Raw genomic sequence first — 17517 nt, forward strand, 5'->3', positions numbered from 1 at the left:
ACTCGTCAGCGGCATCACTAGCGACATCGTCGCCGATTTTCCACCACGGCGCCGCGTCGGGGCCCGCAGCTACGCCCAACCGTTCGCCGACGTTCCGATGGCGGACGCCAGCCGCGAGACGTTGTTGGGGAATGTCACCGTCCGAGTCGTTGCGTTTCGCCCAAAATCCGTCGAATCACTGATCAAAGATCTGCTGCCGTTCGCGGACTACCTCATCAACATGACCGTCGTCCACTGCGTGCACCCGAACGGCCATCATCTGCCCCTCTCCGATTGAGCCGCCACCTTCAGCATGCGCCCGATCCGGCCATCGGCCCCGGACCTCACGCGGCGGACAGGATTGGTTCGCCCAAGGGCCGGCTAACCAATCGGGAATTGTTGGACCAGATCTGACGGAGTTTCTCCATCCGCCGGGTCGAGACACCAAGCGGGTGGCAGGTGGCCACCACCGTCAGGGCCCATCGGCACGCTCGCGGCGCTGCAGCCAATCCGGAAAATACGAGCCCTAAAGCACCGGAAAATACGAGCCCTCAAGCAGCTTCGAGATCGCAAGGTCGAGTGTGCCGGCACGGGTATCGAAGTATCGAAGTCGCGGTGCCGGTACCCGTGCCGCTGTTGACGCGATCCTGAAGAGTGTTCACCCAAACCGGTGCCGCACACAGCACAACTCGCAGCCTCAAACACCGGGCCGTCGAACGTGACCCGTACTTTCCAAATCTGACTGCCATTCCCTAACTCGTGGACACGTCCCGTAAGTGTCGTTGGAGTACTACCGCGGCTGCGTCCTAGCCCGACGAGTCGTGTAGCGGCCGGGCCGCCGTCGGGGGCCCGGCCGGTCGGGTGTTGACCCTGGTCGACGTCGTTGATCGGGTGTATGAACCGTCGTAGCGGTTGGTTGGGCTACTGGCCGCCCGAACGTCCGGAGGTCATCATGACCATACCGCGCAGGGTCGCCGACGTGCTGACTACGCACACGCTCTTCGAGGTTGAATGCATCGAACGGATGTACCTCAACGTCTACTTTCCCGGTTTGCAACACCGCTACCTAGTGCCGCATCAGGCAACGTTTGCCTTATCGACGATCTCGCGTAGTCGTTCGTCGGCGGCGTGCTTGTTCACCAGATGATGTAGCGGCGGATCATGCTGGACTGCTCGCGATGAGAGGCATGGTCGGCGCCGTCGAGCGTGAAGTAGCGCAGTGCGGTGAACTGCGCCTCGATCCGGTTCAACCCACGAACTATTCGTCGGCGTGTCGACGATCTCGACGATGTTCGCCTTCGCCCAGTCGGCGACGCGACGGCACTTCTTCGTGGTCAGGTGTGGCGAGAAGTTGTCACATACGATCGCCAGGCGCACACCGATCGGGTAGAGACTGCGCAGATATCGGCAGAAGGTGAGGAACTGGGTGCGGGTTTTGGGTTCTTGACATGCCCGTAGAGCCTGTCCGTGGCCAGATCATAGGCCGCAAACAAGTGCCGCACACCGTGCGAGCGGTTGAACGTGGCGCGCCGTCGGCGCCGCGGCTGCCGCCGGATCTTTGTGCTTGCCGCCGCGTTCGGCCCACTGCCGGCCCGGGTGCGGTTGCAGGTTCAAGGGGCCGAATTCGTCGAGGCAGAACACCACCTACGGCTCACCGGGTTCGGGAACGACCTCTCGGTCGGCGATCGCGTACAGGTGCTCGACGCGGGCCTTCTTCACCGCGTAATCCGGGTCCCGGGACGCCTTCCATGTCTTCACCTTTTGAAACGACACGCCCTCCTCTCGGAGCAGAACCCGAAGGCCCTCATGGCTGATGTCGTCGACCACCCCCTCCGCGACCAGGAAGTCCGCCAGCTTGGACAGGCTCCAGGTCGAGAACGGCAGGTCGTGCTCGGTCGGGGTGGACTTGGCGATCTTCTTGATCCCCCGGCGTTCGGGCAGAGTGAACGTCTTCGGGCGGCCGCCTTTGTATTTCGGGTACAGTGCGGCGAAACCGTCCGTGTTGAAGTTGTGGATAACGTCCCTGACCCGGTCGGCGCTGGTGAAGGTGACCTCGGCAATTCTGCTCACCGGCATGCCCTGCGCGGACAGCAAGATCATCTGCGCTCGCCGCCAGGTCACCACCGACCCGCTCCCGCGACGCACGATCCGCAGCAGCTGTCTTCCTTCGTCGTCATCGATGTCTCGGACCCGCACGCGTTCTGCCACCAGCACAGCGTGACTCACACGCCTCCCGCAGTCTCGGCAAACTGCCGGCGTGTCGGGTGACAACAGGGCGAACCTTCACGGGCGCGGCACTAGTCTTACTGCTCACGCCGCCTCACCGGCCCGCGGGCGAGAGCGAGCAGGATAAGTCTTAACGGCACCCGCCCTCGCCCGTGGATCTGACATAGCCCGTATGCGACTTTCGCCTTCGCGTCGGATCTGGTCGATCAGCGGCTGATATGGGGCACATGCGGTGAGTCCGCGAACAGCTCCCCGGGGACCAGACGAAATTTGTCGAAATGCCGATGCGGTGCACCGGTGTATACAACATCTGTTGGCATGTAACGCAGAGTGTAGGCGGCCCGTGGATCGGGCGTGCTGTTCTGATTTGCCCCATGAACGGTCAGGTCATAATGGACCGTAGCATCGCCGGCCTTGAGCGCAGTTCCACCTGCGAAACCGTACTTCTCTTCAAGGTCAGTGTAGGTCTTGCGGATGTCGTCACCGGGAGCGCGACTAAATCGTCCCAGGGGACCTTCCGCGTGTGATCCTGGCATGAACTGCAGAATTCCCATGTCGGGGGTCAGATCGGTCAGCGCGATCCAGATGGTGAAGGCACCTTGACGATCGAAAGGCCAGAATGGGAAGTCCTGGTGGAAGGGCGTCGGCCCCCCCTCGTTGCCGGGCTTGGTGAAGGTCATGTCGTGAATGAACAGGCCTTCGGATCGATCCAGCAGGTCCAGTGCCAGATTGGACAGTCGGGGGGACAGCGCCAGGTCCCGGAACCAATCGTCGGTCCAGGCCATGCCGTCGTGGCTCCGCAGCACTCGCGCGTACTCATCCGATGTCATCCACTTCTCAGTCTCCGACGGTTGGACGGGTGCCGCGTACTTTTCGACCTGGTCATGGATTGTCGCGACGGCAGCAGCGCTGAGCAGACCGGGGAGCGGCGCCCAACTATGGGTGCGCAGGTGTTCGACAGTGCCCGTAGGAAGCTCGTAGTTCTCGGCGAGTTCCGCAATTTCTGTCGAGTTATCGGGCGATAGGACTTCAGTCATGATTTCACTCCATTCGGTAGGTAACGACGACCTAGCTTTTCCAACTTTTTGCTTGGATTCGAAGGACCGATGTAGATACCACTGGAGAGTGGCGGACCAGCGCCACCGCTTCACAGTAACCTACGCCACCCATCTTGTCGCTCGAGATGTGTCAAAGCCATGTTCGGTTCTACAAGGTAGGCGCCAAATGTTCGACGTTCTCACATTTCCCTGTCGGCTAAGTGGCCGAAACGCGCCACATTGTCCAGGTCGATTGGAGCCGGGTGTGACGCCGCCGGGCAACAGGGGCTCGCGATAGCACCGTCGCACACGCCCGTGCCTCACACTTACCGTCCACAAGGCCCAGCCTGAGATTGCACGGGCAGCTCACTATTTGTACTGCGGAATTTGTGTGTGATCACAGCGACAGCGCGCGGCCTCTGTGACACCGTTCACGAGAAGCGAGTGAAAGTACAACGTGACAAGTGAGGCACCGCAGATGAGCGCAAAAGTTCTGTCGAACATCGAGATCGAAATTCCGCACCCGAACCATCTCTTCATCGGGGGACGGTGGGAAGTGCCACAATCGAGCGAGTCGGTGGACGTCCTTAATTCGGCCAACGGGGAAGTGCTGAGCTCGCTGCCGGAACCGTCAGTGGCGGATGCCGATCTTGCGGTAGCACGGGCCCGCGCAGCTTTTGAGAGCGGACCATGGCCCAGGATGTCGGTCGATGAGCGGATTGAGAGCGTGCTCCTGCTGCGCAGGGCGATCGAAGCTCGGTTGCCGGATATTACCCGGGCTTGGGCCTTGGAGGCAGGGATGCCGGTATCGACGGGGTCGGCGTTTGGTGAGGCGATCATGGTCCTCATCGACGACGCGATCAACATCGCGAAAACGGTGAAACTTCGCGAGCGGCGGACGACCGCCCTCGGCGAGGTAGAGATCCGCCATGAGCCGGTCGGAGTCATGCTGGGAATTCTGACCTACAACGGACCGCTCATCGAGTTCGCATTCACGGCCATCCCAGCACTTCTTGTCGGTAATCCCGTGATCGTGAAGCTTCCGCCCGAAAACCGAATGATTGGGCATTTCCTGGCGAGCGCGGTCGAGGAGGCAGGCCTGCCGGATGGGCTGGTGTCAGTCATGACTGCCGGAACAGAAGTCAGTAAACATCTTGTGGCACACAAGGATATCTCTCTTGTCCACTTCACCGGTGGCACCGAGATCGGCGCCGACGTCGCAGCAGTCTCCGCACAGCGCCTGGCGAGGGTCACGCTCGAGCTGGGAGGCAAGTCGGCCGCGATCGTAGCCGACGATATTCCGCTAGACCAGGCGGTTCCATTGCTGCTCGGCGGTATGGCCACTTACCAAGGCCAGCAGTGCGTGGCCTTGACTCGGATTCTGGTGTCGGACGAGCGTCACGACGAGCTGGTCGAGCGGCTCATCAAAGGGTTGGAAGCCATTGAGATCGGCGACCCACTGAACCCTGAGATCTCCTACGGGCCAATGCCGAGTGCCCGAATCCGGGATCGATCGGAGGGCTTCATCAAGCGGGCAGTCGAACAGGGAGCTGTGGTCGCTACCGGAGGGCGTCGGCCGGCCGCATTCAAAGGCGGCTTCTACTTGGAACCGACGCTGCTGACAAACGTAACCGAGGACATGGAAGTCGCTCAGACCGAGATTTTTGGCCCAGTCTTCTCCGTCATGCGGTACAGAGACATTGATGATGCTGTGCGTATCACGAACAACACGCCGTACGGCCTCCTTTCCGCGATCTTCACCAACGACGATGCGGTGGCGTGGGATGTCGCGGGGCGTGTGCAGGTCGGTGCCTTCGCCATCAATGGGTCCTCTCCTTGCCTGACGGCCCCCTACGGCGGCGTCAAGGCATCCGGGTATGGGCGTGTGGGTGGTGCCGAAGGATTGCTTGAACTCACCAACGTCAAGCAGATCGTGCTACCAGCAGGTCAGTAGGTGAAGACTTGAGCAGATTCGATTTTGCATGGTCCTGATGTGGGCCACGGAAAAATTCTGTTCGAACAGTGCAAGGTCGACCACAAGCACGGTGGGCACGTCCTCGGGTCGGCCCGCTCCACGTATCGCAAACACTCCGATCGTGCAGGCGTTGGCTGATTCTGATATCTGGCCTCGGGCCTCGGGCCCTGAGACGTCTGTCGCGTTAGTAGTTTGGTTCAGAAAGGCTTTTGTCGCATGGAGTACGACTACATCATCGTAGGAGCGGGTTCGGCAGGGTGTGTCCTGGCCAACCAGCTCTCGGAAAATTCACAGACCAAGGTGTTACTTCTCGAGGCAGGAGGATCGGACAGAAGTCCGCTCGTACTGATCCCGAAGGGGTTCTTCTTCACAATGCAGGACGAGCGTTACTCAAAGCACTTCGAGACGCGTCCTTTCGGTCCGACCGGAGCCGTGGATAGTTGGGCACGCGGGCGGATGATTGGCGGGTCGAGTTCGATTAACGGCATGATCTACAACCGCGGCTGGGCCCCGGACTACGACGCGATCGAGGAGGCTGGCAACCCTGGCTGGAATTGGTCGGCGTTCCTTGATGCGTTCAAGACGATCGAGGATCACCAGTTCGGTGCGTCCGAATTCCGCGGCGCAGGCGGTCCACTCGGTGTCTCGGTGGCCACCAAGAGGGAACCTGTATGTGAGGCTATGATGGAATCGGGTATGCGTCTCGGTTGGGAACGCAGCTTGGATGTCAACTCGAGCGATAACGAGCGGATCGGCTACGTGCCCTCCACCATCAAGAATGGCTTCCGCGTCAGTTCCGCTCGCGCCTTTCTCAAGCCGGTACGACGCCGGCCGAACCTGACGGTGCTTGAAAAGACCGCCGTGGGCCAGTTGCTCTTCAACGGAACTCGGGTTGTCGGTGTAAAAGCGAAGCGCAATGGGTCGGTGGTCGAGTTCCGGGCGAGCAAGGAAGTCATCCTCGCTATGGGCGCATTGGAGACCCCGATGGCGTTGGAACGATCGGGCATCGGCAACGGAAAAGTCTTGGCCAATGCCGGTGTGGAGATGCGGGTTGAGAGTCCGAACGTCGGCGAGAAGATGTTGGAACACCGCGGGATAACGCTACAGGCGAAACTGAAGAAGGGCCTTGGATACAACAAGTTACTGTCATCGATGCCGCGACAGGCCCTGACTGGAGCCAAGTACCTTGTCCAGCGGAATGGCACAATGGCGGTCGGCGGCTACGACGTTATTGCGTACGCGAAATCGTCGCCTGAGCTTGACCGGCCCGATTTTCAAGGTTTGATCGCGCCGCAGTCGACTGCGGCCGGCAATGTGACCGACGGTAAGGTCCATGTGGCGAAAGAGCCGGGTCTGATGTTTATCGGTATGGCGTTGCGGCCGACAAGTGAGGGATCGGTTCACATTTCGGGCCCCGATGAGGGAGATGCCCCGGTTATTGACCCGAACTACCTGACAAGTGAGTATGACCAGAATGTGACGGCCAAGATCTTGCCGAAGGTTCGCGAGCTCCTTGCCACCGGGCCGTTGGCCGACATGGTCATCGCGGAGGAGTCTCCTGGTAAACAGGTCAATACCGAGGAGGAGTTCCTCTACCAGGCAGTCGTGAACGGGGGAGCTGGTTATCACACGCTTGGTACCTGTGCGATGGGCCCGAATGACGAGGATGTTGTGGACTCGCGGTTGCGGGTACGTGGCGTCGATGGTCTACGCGTTGTCGATGCTTCGGTGTTTCCGCGGATGGTGTCGGGTAACTGCAACGGCCCGACCATGGCCATGGCCCATATCGCCTCCCGAATGATCCTCGAGGACCACTGACATGGCGGTTAAGACGTCAGGACGCCGATTTTTGCCAGGACCGAAGAAGTTGTCGGGTTGTGCTGCTGCTGTTGTGCTGACCCTCGGTTTCGCGGGGTGCACCTCGGGTGGCAGCTCATCTTCTGACGGGGTGACAGACGGTCCCCGGTCGGCCCAGGTCCAAACCGCCTGTGACCGGGCCGAGGCAGGTACTGCTGAGGTGCAGTTCAAGGCGCCGGGAGGGGCGGTCGATGGTACCGCGCTGGAGGGAAAGTCGATTTACGTGATCCCCATCATCAACACGGGGACCGTCACCGAGTACACCAGGCAAATGGAGGAGGGGGCTGCGCTGTTGGGGGCCAGTGTCGTCACGATCGATGCGAAGGGCAGTATTCCCGCGGCGGTGACTGCCTTCAACCAGGCGATCGCTCGTGGCGCTGATGTCATCGTGAACGTCGCGGTACAACCGGACCTCGTCAAGGAGCCGATGCTCAAGGCACAGGCCGCCGGCATCAAGGTCATCGATGTGATGAACGGGCAGCCCGACGAAAAGGCACCTGAAGGCGTCGACGGCCGAGTCTCCTGGAACACCATGCAGGCCGGCAAATGGCGGATGGATAAGGCCATCTGCGACACGAACGGCCACCTCGAGTTGGGCTTCATCTCATCGGATGATCTTCCAATGACGAAGTTCCTAAGGGAAGGTATGCAAGCCGAGTTCGATGAACTCTGCACCGACGACTGCTCGCTCGTGACGGCCAACGTGCCCTCCGCCAACTGGGCAACCGGCTTGGCCTCAGCCACAACCAGTCTGGTGCAGAAGAATCCGGACCTGAACTACCTGATGCCAGCTTGGGGTGGCATGGTCGTACCGGTCCTGCCGACGATGAATCGTATCGATCTCAGTGGCGAAATCCAGGTGAGTTCGAATGATCTGGAGTCGGCGCTGTTTGAGCCGCTGAAGTCCGGTGAAATCAGGGCCGACGTCGGCACCTCGGTCGGCGGCCTGGCCTGGCCGACGTTCGATCAGGCATTGAGACTGGTCAGCGGCCAGGCTGCAGTCATCGAGGAGGGTCCGGCGAGGATGGTGACATCGGAGATGGCAGAGTCATTGGGTCTCAGCGCAGACAACAGCATGATCGAGAATCAGACACTGATCTTCGGCAACCTCGCCACCGGTGACGATTACAAGAAGCTTTGGGGAATCGATAGTCGATAAAACCCTCGTGGTCCCACAGCCCCTATCCGCCGTGGTGATCGTCGAAGGCCCAAAACCGTTGGGGCCGAGAAAACATGGGCCCTGGTCGTGGCGAAGGGGTACTACATCAACACTTACTCTTGGCAGGTAAAGGTCTTACACAATGTCAGCGGCGGGTATCTAAGTTACATCACATCCCACTGCAACCTGGATCATTAGAGGGGATCTCTATGACTGAAGTTGTACGTCCGACCACGAGAGTCGCGCACAATGAGGATATCGAGGACTCGCGGCTATCCCTTCCGTCATCGGAGTCGCCAGCTGGTGGGTCTAATCGCGGTGGTATATCGGCCGGGTTTTCGGCGGCTAATCTTTTGGCGAAGTTCGGGCTACTTGGAATGTTGGTCATTGAATTGGTGGTGTTTAGCCTTCTCGCGCCAAATACGTTCCCGACGGTGTCGAACTTTCAAAATATTCTGAGCTCGCAGGCGATTTTCATGATCGTGACGCTCGGGCTCACGCTGCCCGTTCTTGCTGGTGAGTTTGACGTTTCGGTGGCAAATACTCTCGGATTTACGACGGTTCTGATCGGTTATCTGACGGTGCTGAAGGAGTGGCCGTTCGTTCCAGCGCTTATTGTTTGCATTTTAGCGGGAACACTTGTGGGTGCGGTCAATGCGGTGCTTGTCGTTGGTCTTGGGATTAACTCGTTTATTGCAACGATCGGTACTGGCACGGTTCTTATGGGGTTTGCGACGTTGCTGAGTAACTCTGCGGTAATTCCTGGTTTGCCCGAGCCGCTCGTCACCGCCGCTATCTCGCAGTTTCTTGGTCTGCCGCTGCCTGTCTATTATGGGCTCGGCCTTGCGGTGGTGCTGTGGTTGGTTTATGAACACATGCCCGTGGGCCGTCGGCTGCTGTTTGTAGGGGCTGGGCGTGAGGCGGGACGGCTGGCCGGAGTGCGGGTGCAGCGGGTTCGGGCAGGTGCGCTTATCGCATCCGGAACGATAGCGGGCCTTGCGGGGCTTGTCCTTGCCGGTCAGTTGGGCGCATCAGATCCCACCATCGGTAACTCGTATCTCTTGCCGGCATTCGCGGGTGTTTTCCTCGGCGCGACCACAATTAAGCCGGGTCGATCGAATGCGTGGGGAACGGTTATTGCCCTTTACGCTCTCATCGTCGGGATCACCGGTCTGCAATTGTTAGGAGCCGGTTCATGGGTCCAGGACGTCTTCAACGGTGGAGCGCTCATTGTCGGTGTGGCTGTCACCCGTCTTGCGACCCGCAGCGGTCGTTCAACAGCGGGGGTGAACCCATGAGCGTTGACGGTGTGCGGGCGCAGGAGCCTGGCGGCACAGTGAGACTGGCGATTCGGCGTATGTCCAAGTCATTTGGTGAAACTCGTGCCCTCAAGGATGTCGATCTTGATCTGCTTGGCGGTGAAATTCATGCGCTGTGTGGTCAGAATGGTTCAGGTAAGAGCACGATCATCAAGATTCTGGCTGCCTACCACCACCCAGATCAGGGTGCCAGGCTGGTGATTGATGGTGAGGAAGTTGGGTTGCCGTTGGCTCCAGGCCAGCCGGAGAAGCTTGGTATCCGGATTGTGCACCAGGATCTTGGCCTTGCATTGGATTTGACGGTTCTGGATAACCTGTTCGTGGATGGCTATCCGCGGAATCGTGTGGGTTTCGTGGAGTGGTCAGCCGCGAGGCGCGAGGCGCGGGAGGTGCTGCGTGCGTTCGAACTGGATGTGGACCTGGATGCCCACGTCGAGAGTCTGAATCCGGCTCAGCGTGCGGTGCTCGCGATCGCGCGGGCGATGAAAGATCATGCGGGTCACGCAGCGACACGAGTTTTGATCCTCGACGAACCGACAGCGCACCTTCCGATGGCTGATGTCAAGAGGATGATGAGTGCGGTTTATGCGGCGCGCGGGCAGGGCGTCGCGATCGTGATCGTGACGCACAGGCTGGAAGAGGTTCTCGAGTATGCGGACCGAGTCACGGTTTTGCGTGATGGGGCGTTGATCGAGACCCGAGTCCTTAGGGGGTTGGATCATGATTCATTGATTGAGCTGTTGCTGGGACGAGCTCTCGGTAATCAGTACCCGGTAGTGAATGAGTCGCGGAGCCGACCTCTGCTCGAGTTACGCGGCTACAGCTGCGGATCTGCGGAGGACGTGGATTTGGTCATTCATGAAGGTGAGATCGTCGGTGTCACCGGGCTTATCGGAGCAGGATTTGAGGATTTGCCGTATGGGATCTTCGGCGCTACCGAGTCCGATGGTGAGGTGCTGCTCGATGCGAATCCGTTGGTAGTTCGGCGTCCCAGTGATGCGGTCAACGCTGGCCTGGCGTTGGTTCCAGCCGAACGGATCGGACAGGCGGGAGTCGCGAGTCTGTCATTGATTGAGAATCTCACCTTGCCCAACCTTTACGGGCGCCGCCGAGGGCCCTTCATTGACGGTCGTTGTGAGCGAGCGTTTGCGCGGGAGGTGCTGACGCGGTACGACGTCCGCCCGGCCGGTTCTGCCGGACGTCCGCTGTCTGTATTGAGTGGTGGGAATCAACAGAAGTTGTTGATGGCGAAGTGGTTGGAAATGTCACCATCAGTGCTTTTGCTTCACGAGCCGACTCAAGGAGTTGACGTCGGCTCGCGTCGGCAGCTATTTGACCTGATAGCCGACCATGCAGATCGTGGGTCGGGGGTGTTACTGGCGTCAGCTGACGGCGCCGATCTTGCCGCCCTATGTCACCGAGTCCTTGTATTCCGTAACGGGTCTGTGGTTGCCGAGTTGCACGGGTCGGACCTGACCGAAGACCTGATCGCGGAAGCGTGTCTGCGTGATCCAGGAATGACGCTGAATTCCAGCGATAACAGTGCAATGTGTTAGCTACGATCAGCCTGCTTCTGCGTGTTGCGGTCCCGGTGGAGCTTGTATGTTCATCCGCGATGGAGATGCTGTCGGGTCAATACCGTCGGCCCAGGGACTTTCATGACTTTGTCGTTAGTCGCAACGGAGATGGGGTAGCTGCCTTGTTCGAGTGCGGCGTGGACAGGCGGCAGGTGGCACACGCTGATCGCTAGGCGGTGTCCGCGCCGAGTTCGGTCATTTACAGTCGGGTGCGGAACTCGTGGGAGTCGCCGCCGTCGGCACTGAAGAGTAGCCGGAAGCGTTGGAATGCAGAAACTTCCCGGTGCTGTGTCGCCAGGTCTTGATGGTGTTGATCGCGAGCGCAGCGGTGTCGTGGTCCGTGTACCCACCCGAGACGTCCACCCGGTGTCGGTTCCCACGTCGTAGACCCAGTATGGGTTCGCCTTGCCTAGCTCTTGGTCGATGAAGTTGTGGAGTTGAGCTGCTCGGGTTCACTTTCGGGGCTACCACTCGCGCCCACCTATTTGGCGAGGACTCGACCATCTCCTGCTTCTGGGCGCGACACTGATTTCCGGGTCCCCGGTACCCGAAAGTCGGTGGCCTGATCGTTGAGGTAGACGAAGTGGACGCCACGGTCGAGATGCCGAGCACCCTCGGTGGTCCTGCGGTGCGCCACGATATCACTGACCCCGATGACCCGTCGTCCCCAACGCCTGGGTCAGGGCGCGGATCGACTTGGGAGTCGACCACACCGGCGAAATTGGATCGCCTGGTCAGGATCGATCAACGGCTCGAGCGCCCGACACGAACGTCGCATCATGGACCCCGGCTTGTATGCGGTCACCACCGGCCAGCCTTGACCTCCTGACGCAGACATGAAACCGGGAGTCGGCTTCCTTGTGGCTCCGGCGATCAGTGTCCGCCGCGATCCGGTCGCTCGGCCACCAACGATGCCCCCGATCTCCAAGTCCGCCGCCCGCGGATGCAACCACAAACCCCGCTGGGAACCCCTAATCGAGGAGCCTTGATGAGTTCATATTCACGACGCCGATTTTTGCCAGGATTGAAGAAGTTGTCGGGTTGTGCTGCTGTTGTTGTGCTGACCCTCGGTTTCGCGGGGTGCACCTCGGGTGGCAGCTCATCTTCTGATGGGGTGACAGACGGTCCCCGGTCGGCCCAGGTCCAAACCGCCTGTGACCGGGCCGAGGCAGGTACTGCTGAGGTGCAGTTCAAGGCGCCGGGAGGGGCGGTCGATGGTACCGCGCTGGAGGGAAAGTCGATTTACGTGATCCCCATCATCAACACGGGGACCGTCACCGAGTACACCAGGCAAATGGAGGAGGGGGGTGCGCTGTTGGGGGCCAGTGTCGTCACGATCGATGCGAAGGGCAGTATTCCCGCGGCGGTGACTGCCTTCAACCAGGCGATCGCTCGTGGCGCTGATGTCATCGTGAACGTCGCGGTACAATCGGACCTCGTCAAGGAGCCGATGCTCAAGGCACAGGCCGCCGGCATCAAGGTCATCGATGTGGTGAACGGGCAGCCCGACGAAAAGGCACCTGAAGGCGTCGACGGCCGAGTCTCCTGGGACTACATCAAAGGCGGCAAATGGCGGATGGATAAGGCCATCTGCGACACGAACGGTCACCTCGAGTTGGGCCTCATCTCATCGGACGATCTGCCCACAGGGAAGTACTTGATGGAAGGCATGCAAGCCGAGTTCGATGAACTCTGCACCGACGACTGCTCGATCGTGACGGCCAACGTGCCCTCCGCCAACTGGGCAACCGGCTTGGCCTCAGCCACAACCAGTCTGGTGCAGAAGAATCCGAACCTGAACTACCTGATGCCGGCTTTTGGTGGCATGGTCGTACCGGTCCTGCCGACGATGAATCGTATCGATCCCAGGGGCGAAATCCAGGTGAGTTCGTTCGATTTGGAGTCGGCGCTGTTTGAGCCGCTGAAGTCCGGTGAGATCAGGGCCGACGTCGGCACCTCGTTCGGCGGCCTGGCCTGGCCGACGTTCGATCAGGCATTGAGACTGGTCAGCGGTCAGGCTGCAGTCATCGAGGAGGGTCCGGCGAGGATGGTGACATCGGAGATGGCAGAGTCATTGGGTCTCAGCGCAGACAACAGCATGATCGAGAATCGGACACTGATCTTCGGCAACCTCGCCACCGGTGACGATTACAAAAAGCTCTGGGGCATCAAATAATCGATAACACGCGACGGTCTTCCCACGATCGAGCCCGGAGACGGCACTACGTGCTGGTGGAAGTTCTCACGTGAAAAGCCAGACGCGTCGGCGAAGCTATACAGCGCTCCTGGATCAGGACGGCACGGTGCAGGTGGAGTCAGCGAACGTCGAATATCAACTGCGTCGTCCCCCAGCGACTGACGAGGTACTCGCTTACAGAGAAGTTCGCCGGGTCACAACAGTTAAAACTGTGCTCCACCACACATGTACGGATCGAGATTGGGTCGATCTTCCTTGAAGATCACCCTCCAATGGACAACATTTGAAAGTACGGGAAATAGATCGGCCCCATGTACAGGGAGGCAGATATGCGGATTGAAGTGGACCTAGAGCGTTGCACCGGGCATGGACGCTGCTACGACTTGCAACCAGAAATTTTCGAGCCGTTTGATGACGATGGACGGGCGCAACTACTAGATTCCGTAGACGCAGCAGACCCGAAGATGCACGACGGGATGGTCGTTGCTGAACGGGCGTGCCCAGAGCAGGCACTGGTGTGGCGAGGTCGACCGGATTATCTGCAGAGAGACGAAACCAGAGGTTCGAATAATTCCGAAAGCGCGGGCGATCTGAAATGAGCCTCTTCACCCATTACGATCACACTAGCCTCCCACTTGGTGCAGACGGAACGCCGATTGAATTCTATCAAAACCTTCGCGACGAGGCTTTTGAGAATAAGACCCCTATTGGATGGAGCGAGGAACTCGGTGGATTTTGGGTTGTCGCCGGCCGTGAAGAAGCTCAAACGATTTACCGTGATGTAGAGAATTTCTCGAGCCGACAGTCCTCCTTCCCGCTGTACGAGACCGCGACTAAACAACGGCTGATGCTAGCCGAGATCGACCCGCCAGATCATCAGCGCTACCGCAGTCTCGCACAGTCCGCATTTTCACCACAGAATGTGCGCACTCTGAAACAGCAGATGCATCACGTTGTCGATCAACTCTTCGACTCCGTCGAGGGAGCGCCTACAATCGACGTGCGCGCTTCATTGGGTACCCGTCTCCCTGCCGCAGTGACTGCATTGATGCTCGGCGTGCCTGCAGAGGATGGCTCGATATATAGGTCGTGGGTCGATGCGATGGCTGACAGTCACCTCCACCCTGAGGAGTCAGAAAAAATCCTTAGCGGTATGAAGCCGTACTTCGACAAGCTGATTGCGGACAAGCGGCGAAACCCCGATGGCCAAATTATGTCGGATCTTGTGCACGCTCGACTTGACGGCGATGCCTTGAGCGATAGGGAGTTGTTGGACTTCTTTTCGATCCTCCTAATCGGAGGACTAGACAATACTGCCTTACTGTTGGCAAACATTGTATGGCATTTGGCCAACGATGATCGCCTGCGAGAGCGATTAGCTGCCGAAAGGGATCTGATTCCATCCTCGATCGAGGAGTTTCTTCGGTTCTACTCACCGGGGAAACCCGCAAGGGTTGTTCAGCGGCGGGTCGAGGTCGGTGGAGTTACTATGCTGCCAGGGCAGATTTTGCACTTCGCGCTTCCAATTATCAATCGCGATCCAAGAGAATTTGAGAATCCGGACCAATTCATTGCAGACCGATTTCCAAACCGACATCTCGCACTAGGTTCGGGAATCCACCGCTGTCTGGGCATGCATCTTCTACGCCTGGAGTTGAGTGTCGCGCTGGAAGCGCTATTAGACCGGATACCGGCCTTCAGGGTGCACCCAAATAAACGCGTTGAGTGGTCTTGTGGCCATGTTGAGGGAATTACCGGGCTGTCCATAGTGGTTGAACAGTCTGAGGCTGCTTCCTATGCCTAAACGTCGACTAGTATGTCCCTGCGGGAACGGGTTTGAAGCAGCCGATGAGATCGTATTACTGGAACTGGTCCGTCGTCATTTGCGTGAGCTTCATCCGGGCCTGGAATATTCGGATGAGCAGATACTCGCGTACGCCCTGTAAGAGTTGTGCATTCTTGCGCAACCCAAAGGCGATGCCAGCTTCCTCGAAAGAAAGTATGGGGCTTTGCAACTGCGCACCACAAGCTAGTAGTAGCGCTGAGGCCGACGGTCGAGGAAGCTTTTTCTCAGAGGACTTGCACCGGGTTTCTGCGATCTCGCTTCACGAGCGGCAGCGGAGCCTAACATGAATCGCAGGGCAAAAGGCGAAGTGGCTGTGGTGGCGGAGTCAGATTTTGACCCATTCTCGGCACGGGCGCCAGACTGGCGCACTAAGATCGGACGAACGACGAGCGGGAATTGCCGTTTACGAAACTTGAAAAGCCAGTTTCGGCGGCACGCATTCTGTTGTCAAAAGAGCCCTCGATACTGCAGGGATCGCGAGGGCCCGCTCCTGAGTTGCACCAGTTTAGTGTGCCAACCCTTACCGACCGGGGATTCGAGATTTCGAGAGCATCGAGGATGCTCACGGCATCATCGGTGAGTGGATCGGCGGCGGCGTGCTCGTGGCCGGCGATCGAGACAGTGATTTCCTGCAACGGACGCAGGGTGCGCACAATTCTGGGGATCGACGTCCCGGTCTCGGCCTGCAGGTAGCGCGAGATCGCCAACGCGGCGAACACGATAGTCAAGTGCGCCTCGATTGAGTCCCGGGTGTGACTGAAAATCGGCCTCGCTCGCAGGTCGGTTTTTGACATCCGAAACGACTGCTCGACCTGCCACAGGTCGTGATACTTCGCCATGACCTCATGCGGATTCATCAGCGGAACAGAAAGATTGGTCAAGTAGCCCTTCAGGACAACGAAGGAAGGAGCCCTGGCGTTGCCTTCGGTATCGAGGATTGCCCTTCGTCGTCGTCTTGACGAACCGTGGCGATCGGGCAGCTCGACTACCGTCGATGACGGCCTGGGCCCGAGCCTCCTGAGCGTTGAGCGTCTGGTTGTCACCCACGGCATGTTTTTTCGAGTACGCCCAGATCGCCCGACACGCGGACGTGTCAGAAGGCTCCCACACCGGGGCTCGGCACGGCGTGCTATGTCGTTGACGACGCTCTTTGCGTGTCGCGGGGTAACCGTGTCGATGACGTGCTCATCGGAGAACACATCACCGTTCCAGTGGAGATGACTGGCCAGATCCGATGGCGCTTTCATCACTCGTGACCCGACGATGAACTCCAGTCCGGCAGCGTCGAGGTCTTTGAGGTTCGTCGCCGACAGCATGCCGGCATCAGCGGCGATGATCATCTCCACGCCCTCGATGCCGTGACGCTCCTGGAACTGGCGCGCGATCGGCACAATCGTGCGGATCTCAGCATGATTTCCTTCGAAACAGCAGATTTCCAAGGGGAATCGGTCTGGTCGACCAAGACCCCGACCACGATCTGCGGGTCGACTCGACGCTCTTTCGAGTAGCCGACCTTGCACAGGTCGTCTTCCTTCTCGGCTTCGAAGTACAAGGTGGTGACGTCGTAGCGCAGCAGGTTCAGATCCCCGCGGCGGCAGAGTGTTCGAAGCAGCGTTGCGCGACCTGATCGCGGTAGCCATGGGCGGTGCAACGACGCAGGGTCCGCACGAACGTGTTGCGGTGCGCAGGGACGATGCCGATCTCGCCCAAGACTCTGCCGGCGACGTTGACCGAAGTTGCCTCGACAATACGTGCCGCCACCAGCTGGAAGAATGCCTCGTTGTCGGTCACGTCAAAACCCGAGTCGCCGCCACGCGGTGTCGATGACTTCGATCAGCCAGCGGGACATTTGCCGGTGATCATCGGTGCTCCGCCCCGTAACCGGGCCGAGGTCGAGGTCGATTTGCTGCTGGCCGGCGAGCAGTTGCTCCCGGGCCGTCTCGAGCAGGGCGGCCAGTTCACTGTCGGTATGGGCGGAGCCGAGGTGCTCGAGCACCTTGTCTCGGCGGCCCTGCTTGGCTGCGAACTGCACCGCGGTTGCTCCTGAGGCGGTGCGGACTTTGCGGATGTAGGCGGCCACGGGCGGAGCCTACCGACTGATAAGTGCGCCAATCTCCAGGATGGCACCGCTGTCACCTGTGCAAACGCCGGGACCACGCCGACAATCGGCCAACCTGGTGCAACTCAGGTCAAAGAGCAAGCCCTCGATACTGCGGGGATCGCGAGCGCCATCACCGCTCCCTCGCCGGCCTCAAATATCATGTAACGAATCGTCCTGGCACGTAATGAATCCGCATTAGTCGCACCGGTGATGGACAATCCACGCACCGGGATGTCGATCGCAG

At 59.5% G+C, this 17517-nt stretch carries 14 protein-coding genes and 1 pseudogene; 9 read left to right on the forward strand and 6 right to left on the reverse strand.

Going from position 1 to position 17517, the window contains the following annotated elements:
* The first annotated feature begins 97 nt into the window (after positions 1–97).
* On the forward strand, positions 98–277 hold the full coding sequence (locus tag JQT59_RS36960) for a hypothetical protein (RefSeq protein WP_249354394.1): 180 nt from the start codon (positions 98–100) through the stop codon (positions 275–277).
* A 118-nt stretch (positions 278–395) separates the two neighbouring features.
* Here the strand turns inward: JQT59_RS36960 and JQT59_RS13355 are convergent.
* The 3 genes and pseudogenes from JQT59_RS13355 to JQT59_RS13365 all read right to left on the reverse strand — a co-directional run.
* A pseudogene (locus JQT59_RS13355) lies at positions 396–699 on the reverse strand (transposase); the annotation flags it as partial.
* 924 nt (positions 700–1623) lie between these two features.
* Entirely contained in the window at positions 1624–2187 is a 564-nt protein-coding gene (locus JQT59_RS38375; RefSeq protein ID WP_249354396.1) for a helix-turn-helix domain-containing protein, read from the reverse strand.
* A gap of 224 nt (positions 2188–2411) precedes the next feature.
* Complete coding sequence (locus JQT59_RS13365) at positions 2412–3242, reverse strand: phytanoyl-CoA dioxygenase family protein (protein WP_213576532.1); 831 nt, start codon at positions 3240–3242, stop codon at positions 2412–2414.
* A gap of 478 nt (positions 3243–3720) precedes the next feature.
* Between JQT59_RS13365 and JQT59_RS13370 the strand changes: the two genes are divergently transcribed.
* The 8 genes from JQT59_RS13370 to JQT59_RS13405 all read left to right on the forward strand — a co-directional run bounded on the left by JQT59_RS13370 (position 3721) and on the right by JQT59_RS13405 (position 15130).
* Positions 3721–5196 (forward strand): aldehyde dehydrogenase family protein, encoded by a 1476-nt coding sequence (locus tag JQT59_RS13370; RefSeq protein ID WP_249354398.1) that lies wholly within the window; start codon positions 3721–3723, stop codon positions 5194–5196.
* A gap of 237 nt (positions 5197–5433) precedes the next feature.
* On the forward strand, positions 5434–7035 hold the full coding sequence (locus tag JQT59_RS13375) for a GMC family oxidoreductase (RefSeq protein ID WP_213576533.1): 1602 nt from the start codon (positions 5434–5436) through the stop codon (positions 7033–7035).
* Between the two features lies 1 nt (position 7036).
* Complete coding sequence (locus JQT59_RS13380) at positions 7037–8233, forward strand: sugar ABC transporter substrate-binding protein (protein WP_213576534.1); 1197 nt, start codon at positions 7037–7039, stop codon at positions 8231–8233.
* A 209-nt stretch (positions 8234–8442) separates the two neighbouring features.
* Positions 8443–9531: an ABC transporter permease gene (locus JQT59_RS13385; RefSeq protein ID WP_213576535.1), complete on the forward strand. Its 1089-nt coding sequence runs from the start codon at positions 8443–8445 to the stop codon at positions 9529–9531.
* A complete protein-coding gene (locus JQT59_RS13390) occupies positions 9528–11108 on the forward strand; it encodes a sugar ABC transporter ATP-binding protein (protein ID WP_213576536.1) in 1581 nt (526 codons plus the stop codon). Before JQT59_RS13385 ends, JQT59_RS13390 begins: the two co-directional genes overlap by 4 nt.
* 1009 nt (positions 11109–12117) lie before the next feature.
* Positions 12118–13305, forward strand: a complete 1188-nt coding sequence (locus JQT59_RS13395) for a sugar ABC transporter substrate-binding protein (RefSeq protein ID WP_213576537.1) — start codon at positions 12118–12120, stop codon at positions 13303–13305.
* A gap of 350 nt (positions 13306–13655) precedes the next feature.
* Positions 13656–13925, forward strand: a complete 270-nt coding sequence (locus JQT59_RS38380; protein ID WP_213576538.1) for a ferredoxin — start codon at positions 13656–13658, stop codon at positions 13923–13925.
* The gene (locus JQT59_RS13405; protein WP_213576539.1) at positions 13922–15130 is read left to right on the forward strand and encodes a cytochrome P450; all 1209 of its coding nucleotides are present in this window, start codon (positions 13922–13924) and stop codon (positions 15128–15130) included. The genes JQT59_RS38380 and JQT59_RS13405 overlap by 4 nt, the downstream gene beginning before the upstream one ends.
* A 410-nt stretch (positions 15131–15540) precedes the next feature.
* Here JQT59_RS13405 and JQT59_RS13410 read toward each other — a convergent pair whose 3' ends face one another.
* The 3 genes from JQT59_RS13410 to JQT59_RS13420 form a co-directional block, all read right to left on the reverse strand.
* Positions 15541–16611: an IS1634 family transposase gene (locus tag JQT59_RS13410; protein WP_213576540.1), complete on the reverse strand. Its 1071-nt coding sequence runs from the start codon at positions 16609–16611 to the stop codon at positions 15541–15543.
* Positions 16612–16750: 139 nt separating this feature from the next.
* Entirely contained in the window at positions 16751–16963 is a 213-nt protein-coding gene (locus tag JQT59_RS13415) for a hypothetical protein (protein WP_213576541.1), read from the reverse strand.
* A gap of 1 nt (position 16964) precedes the next feature.
* On the reverse strand, positions 16965–17252 hold the full coding sequence (locus JQT59_RS13420; protein WP_213576542.1) for a hypothetical protein: 288 nt from the start codon (positions 17250–17252) through the stop codon (positions 16965–16967).
* Positions 17253–17517 lie beyond the last annotated feature (265 nt).

Origin of the sequence: Rhodococcus sp. USK13, assembly GCF_018343855.1 — a bacterium.
GTDB lineage: Bacteria > Actinomycetota > Actinomycetes > Mycobacteriales > Mycobacteriaceae > Rhodococcus_F > Rhodococcus_F oxybenzonivorans.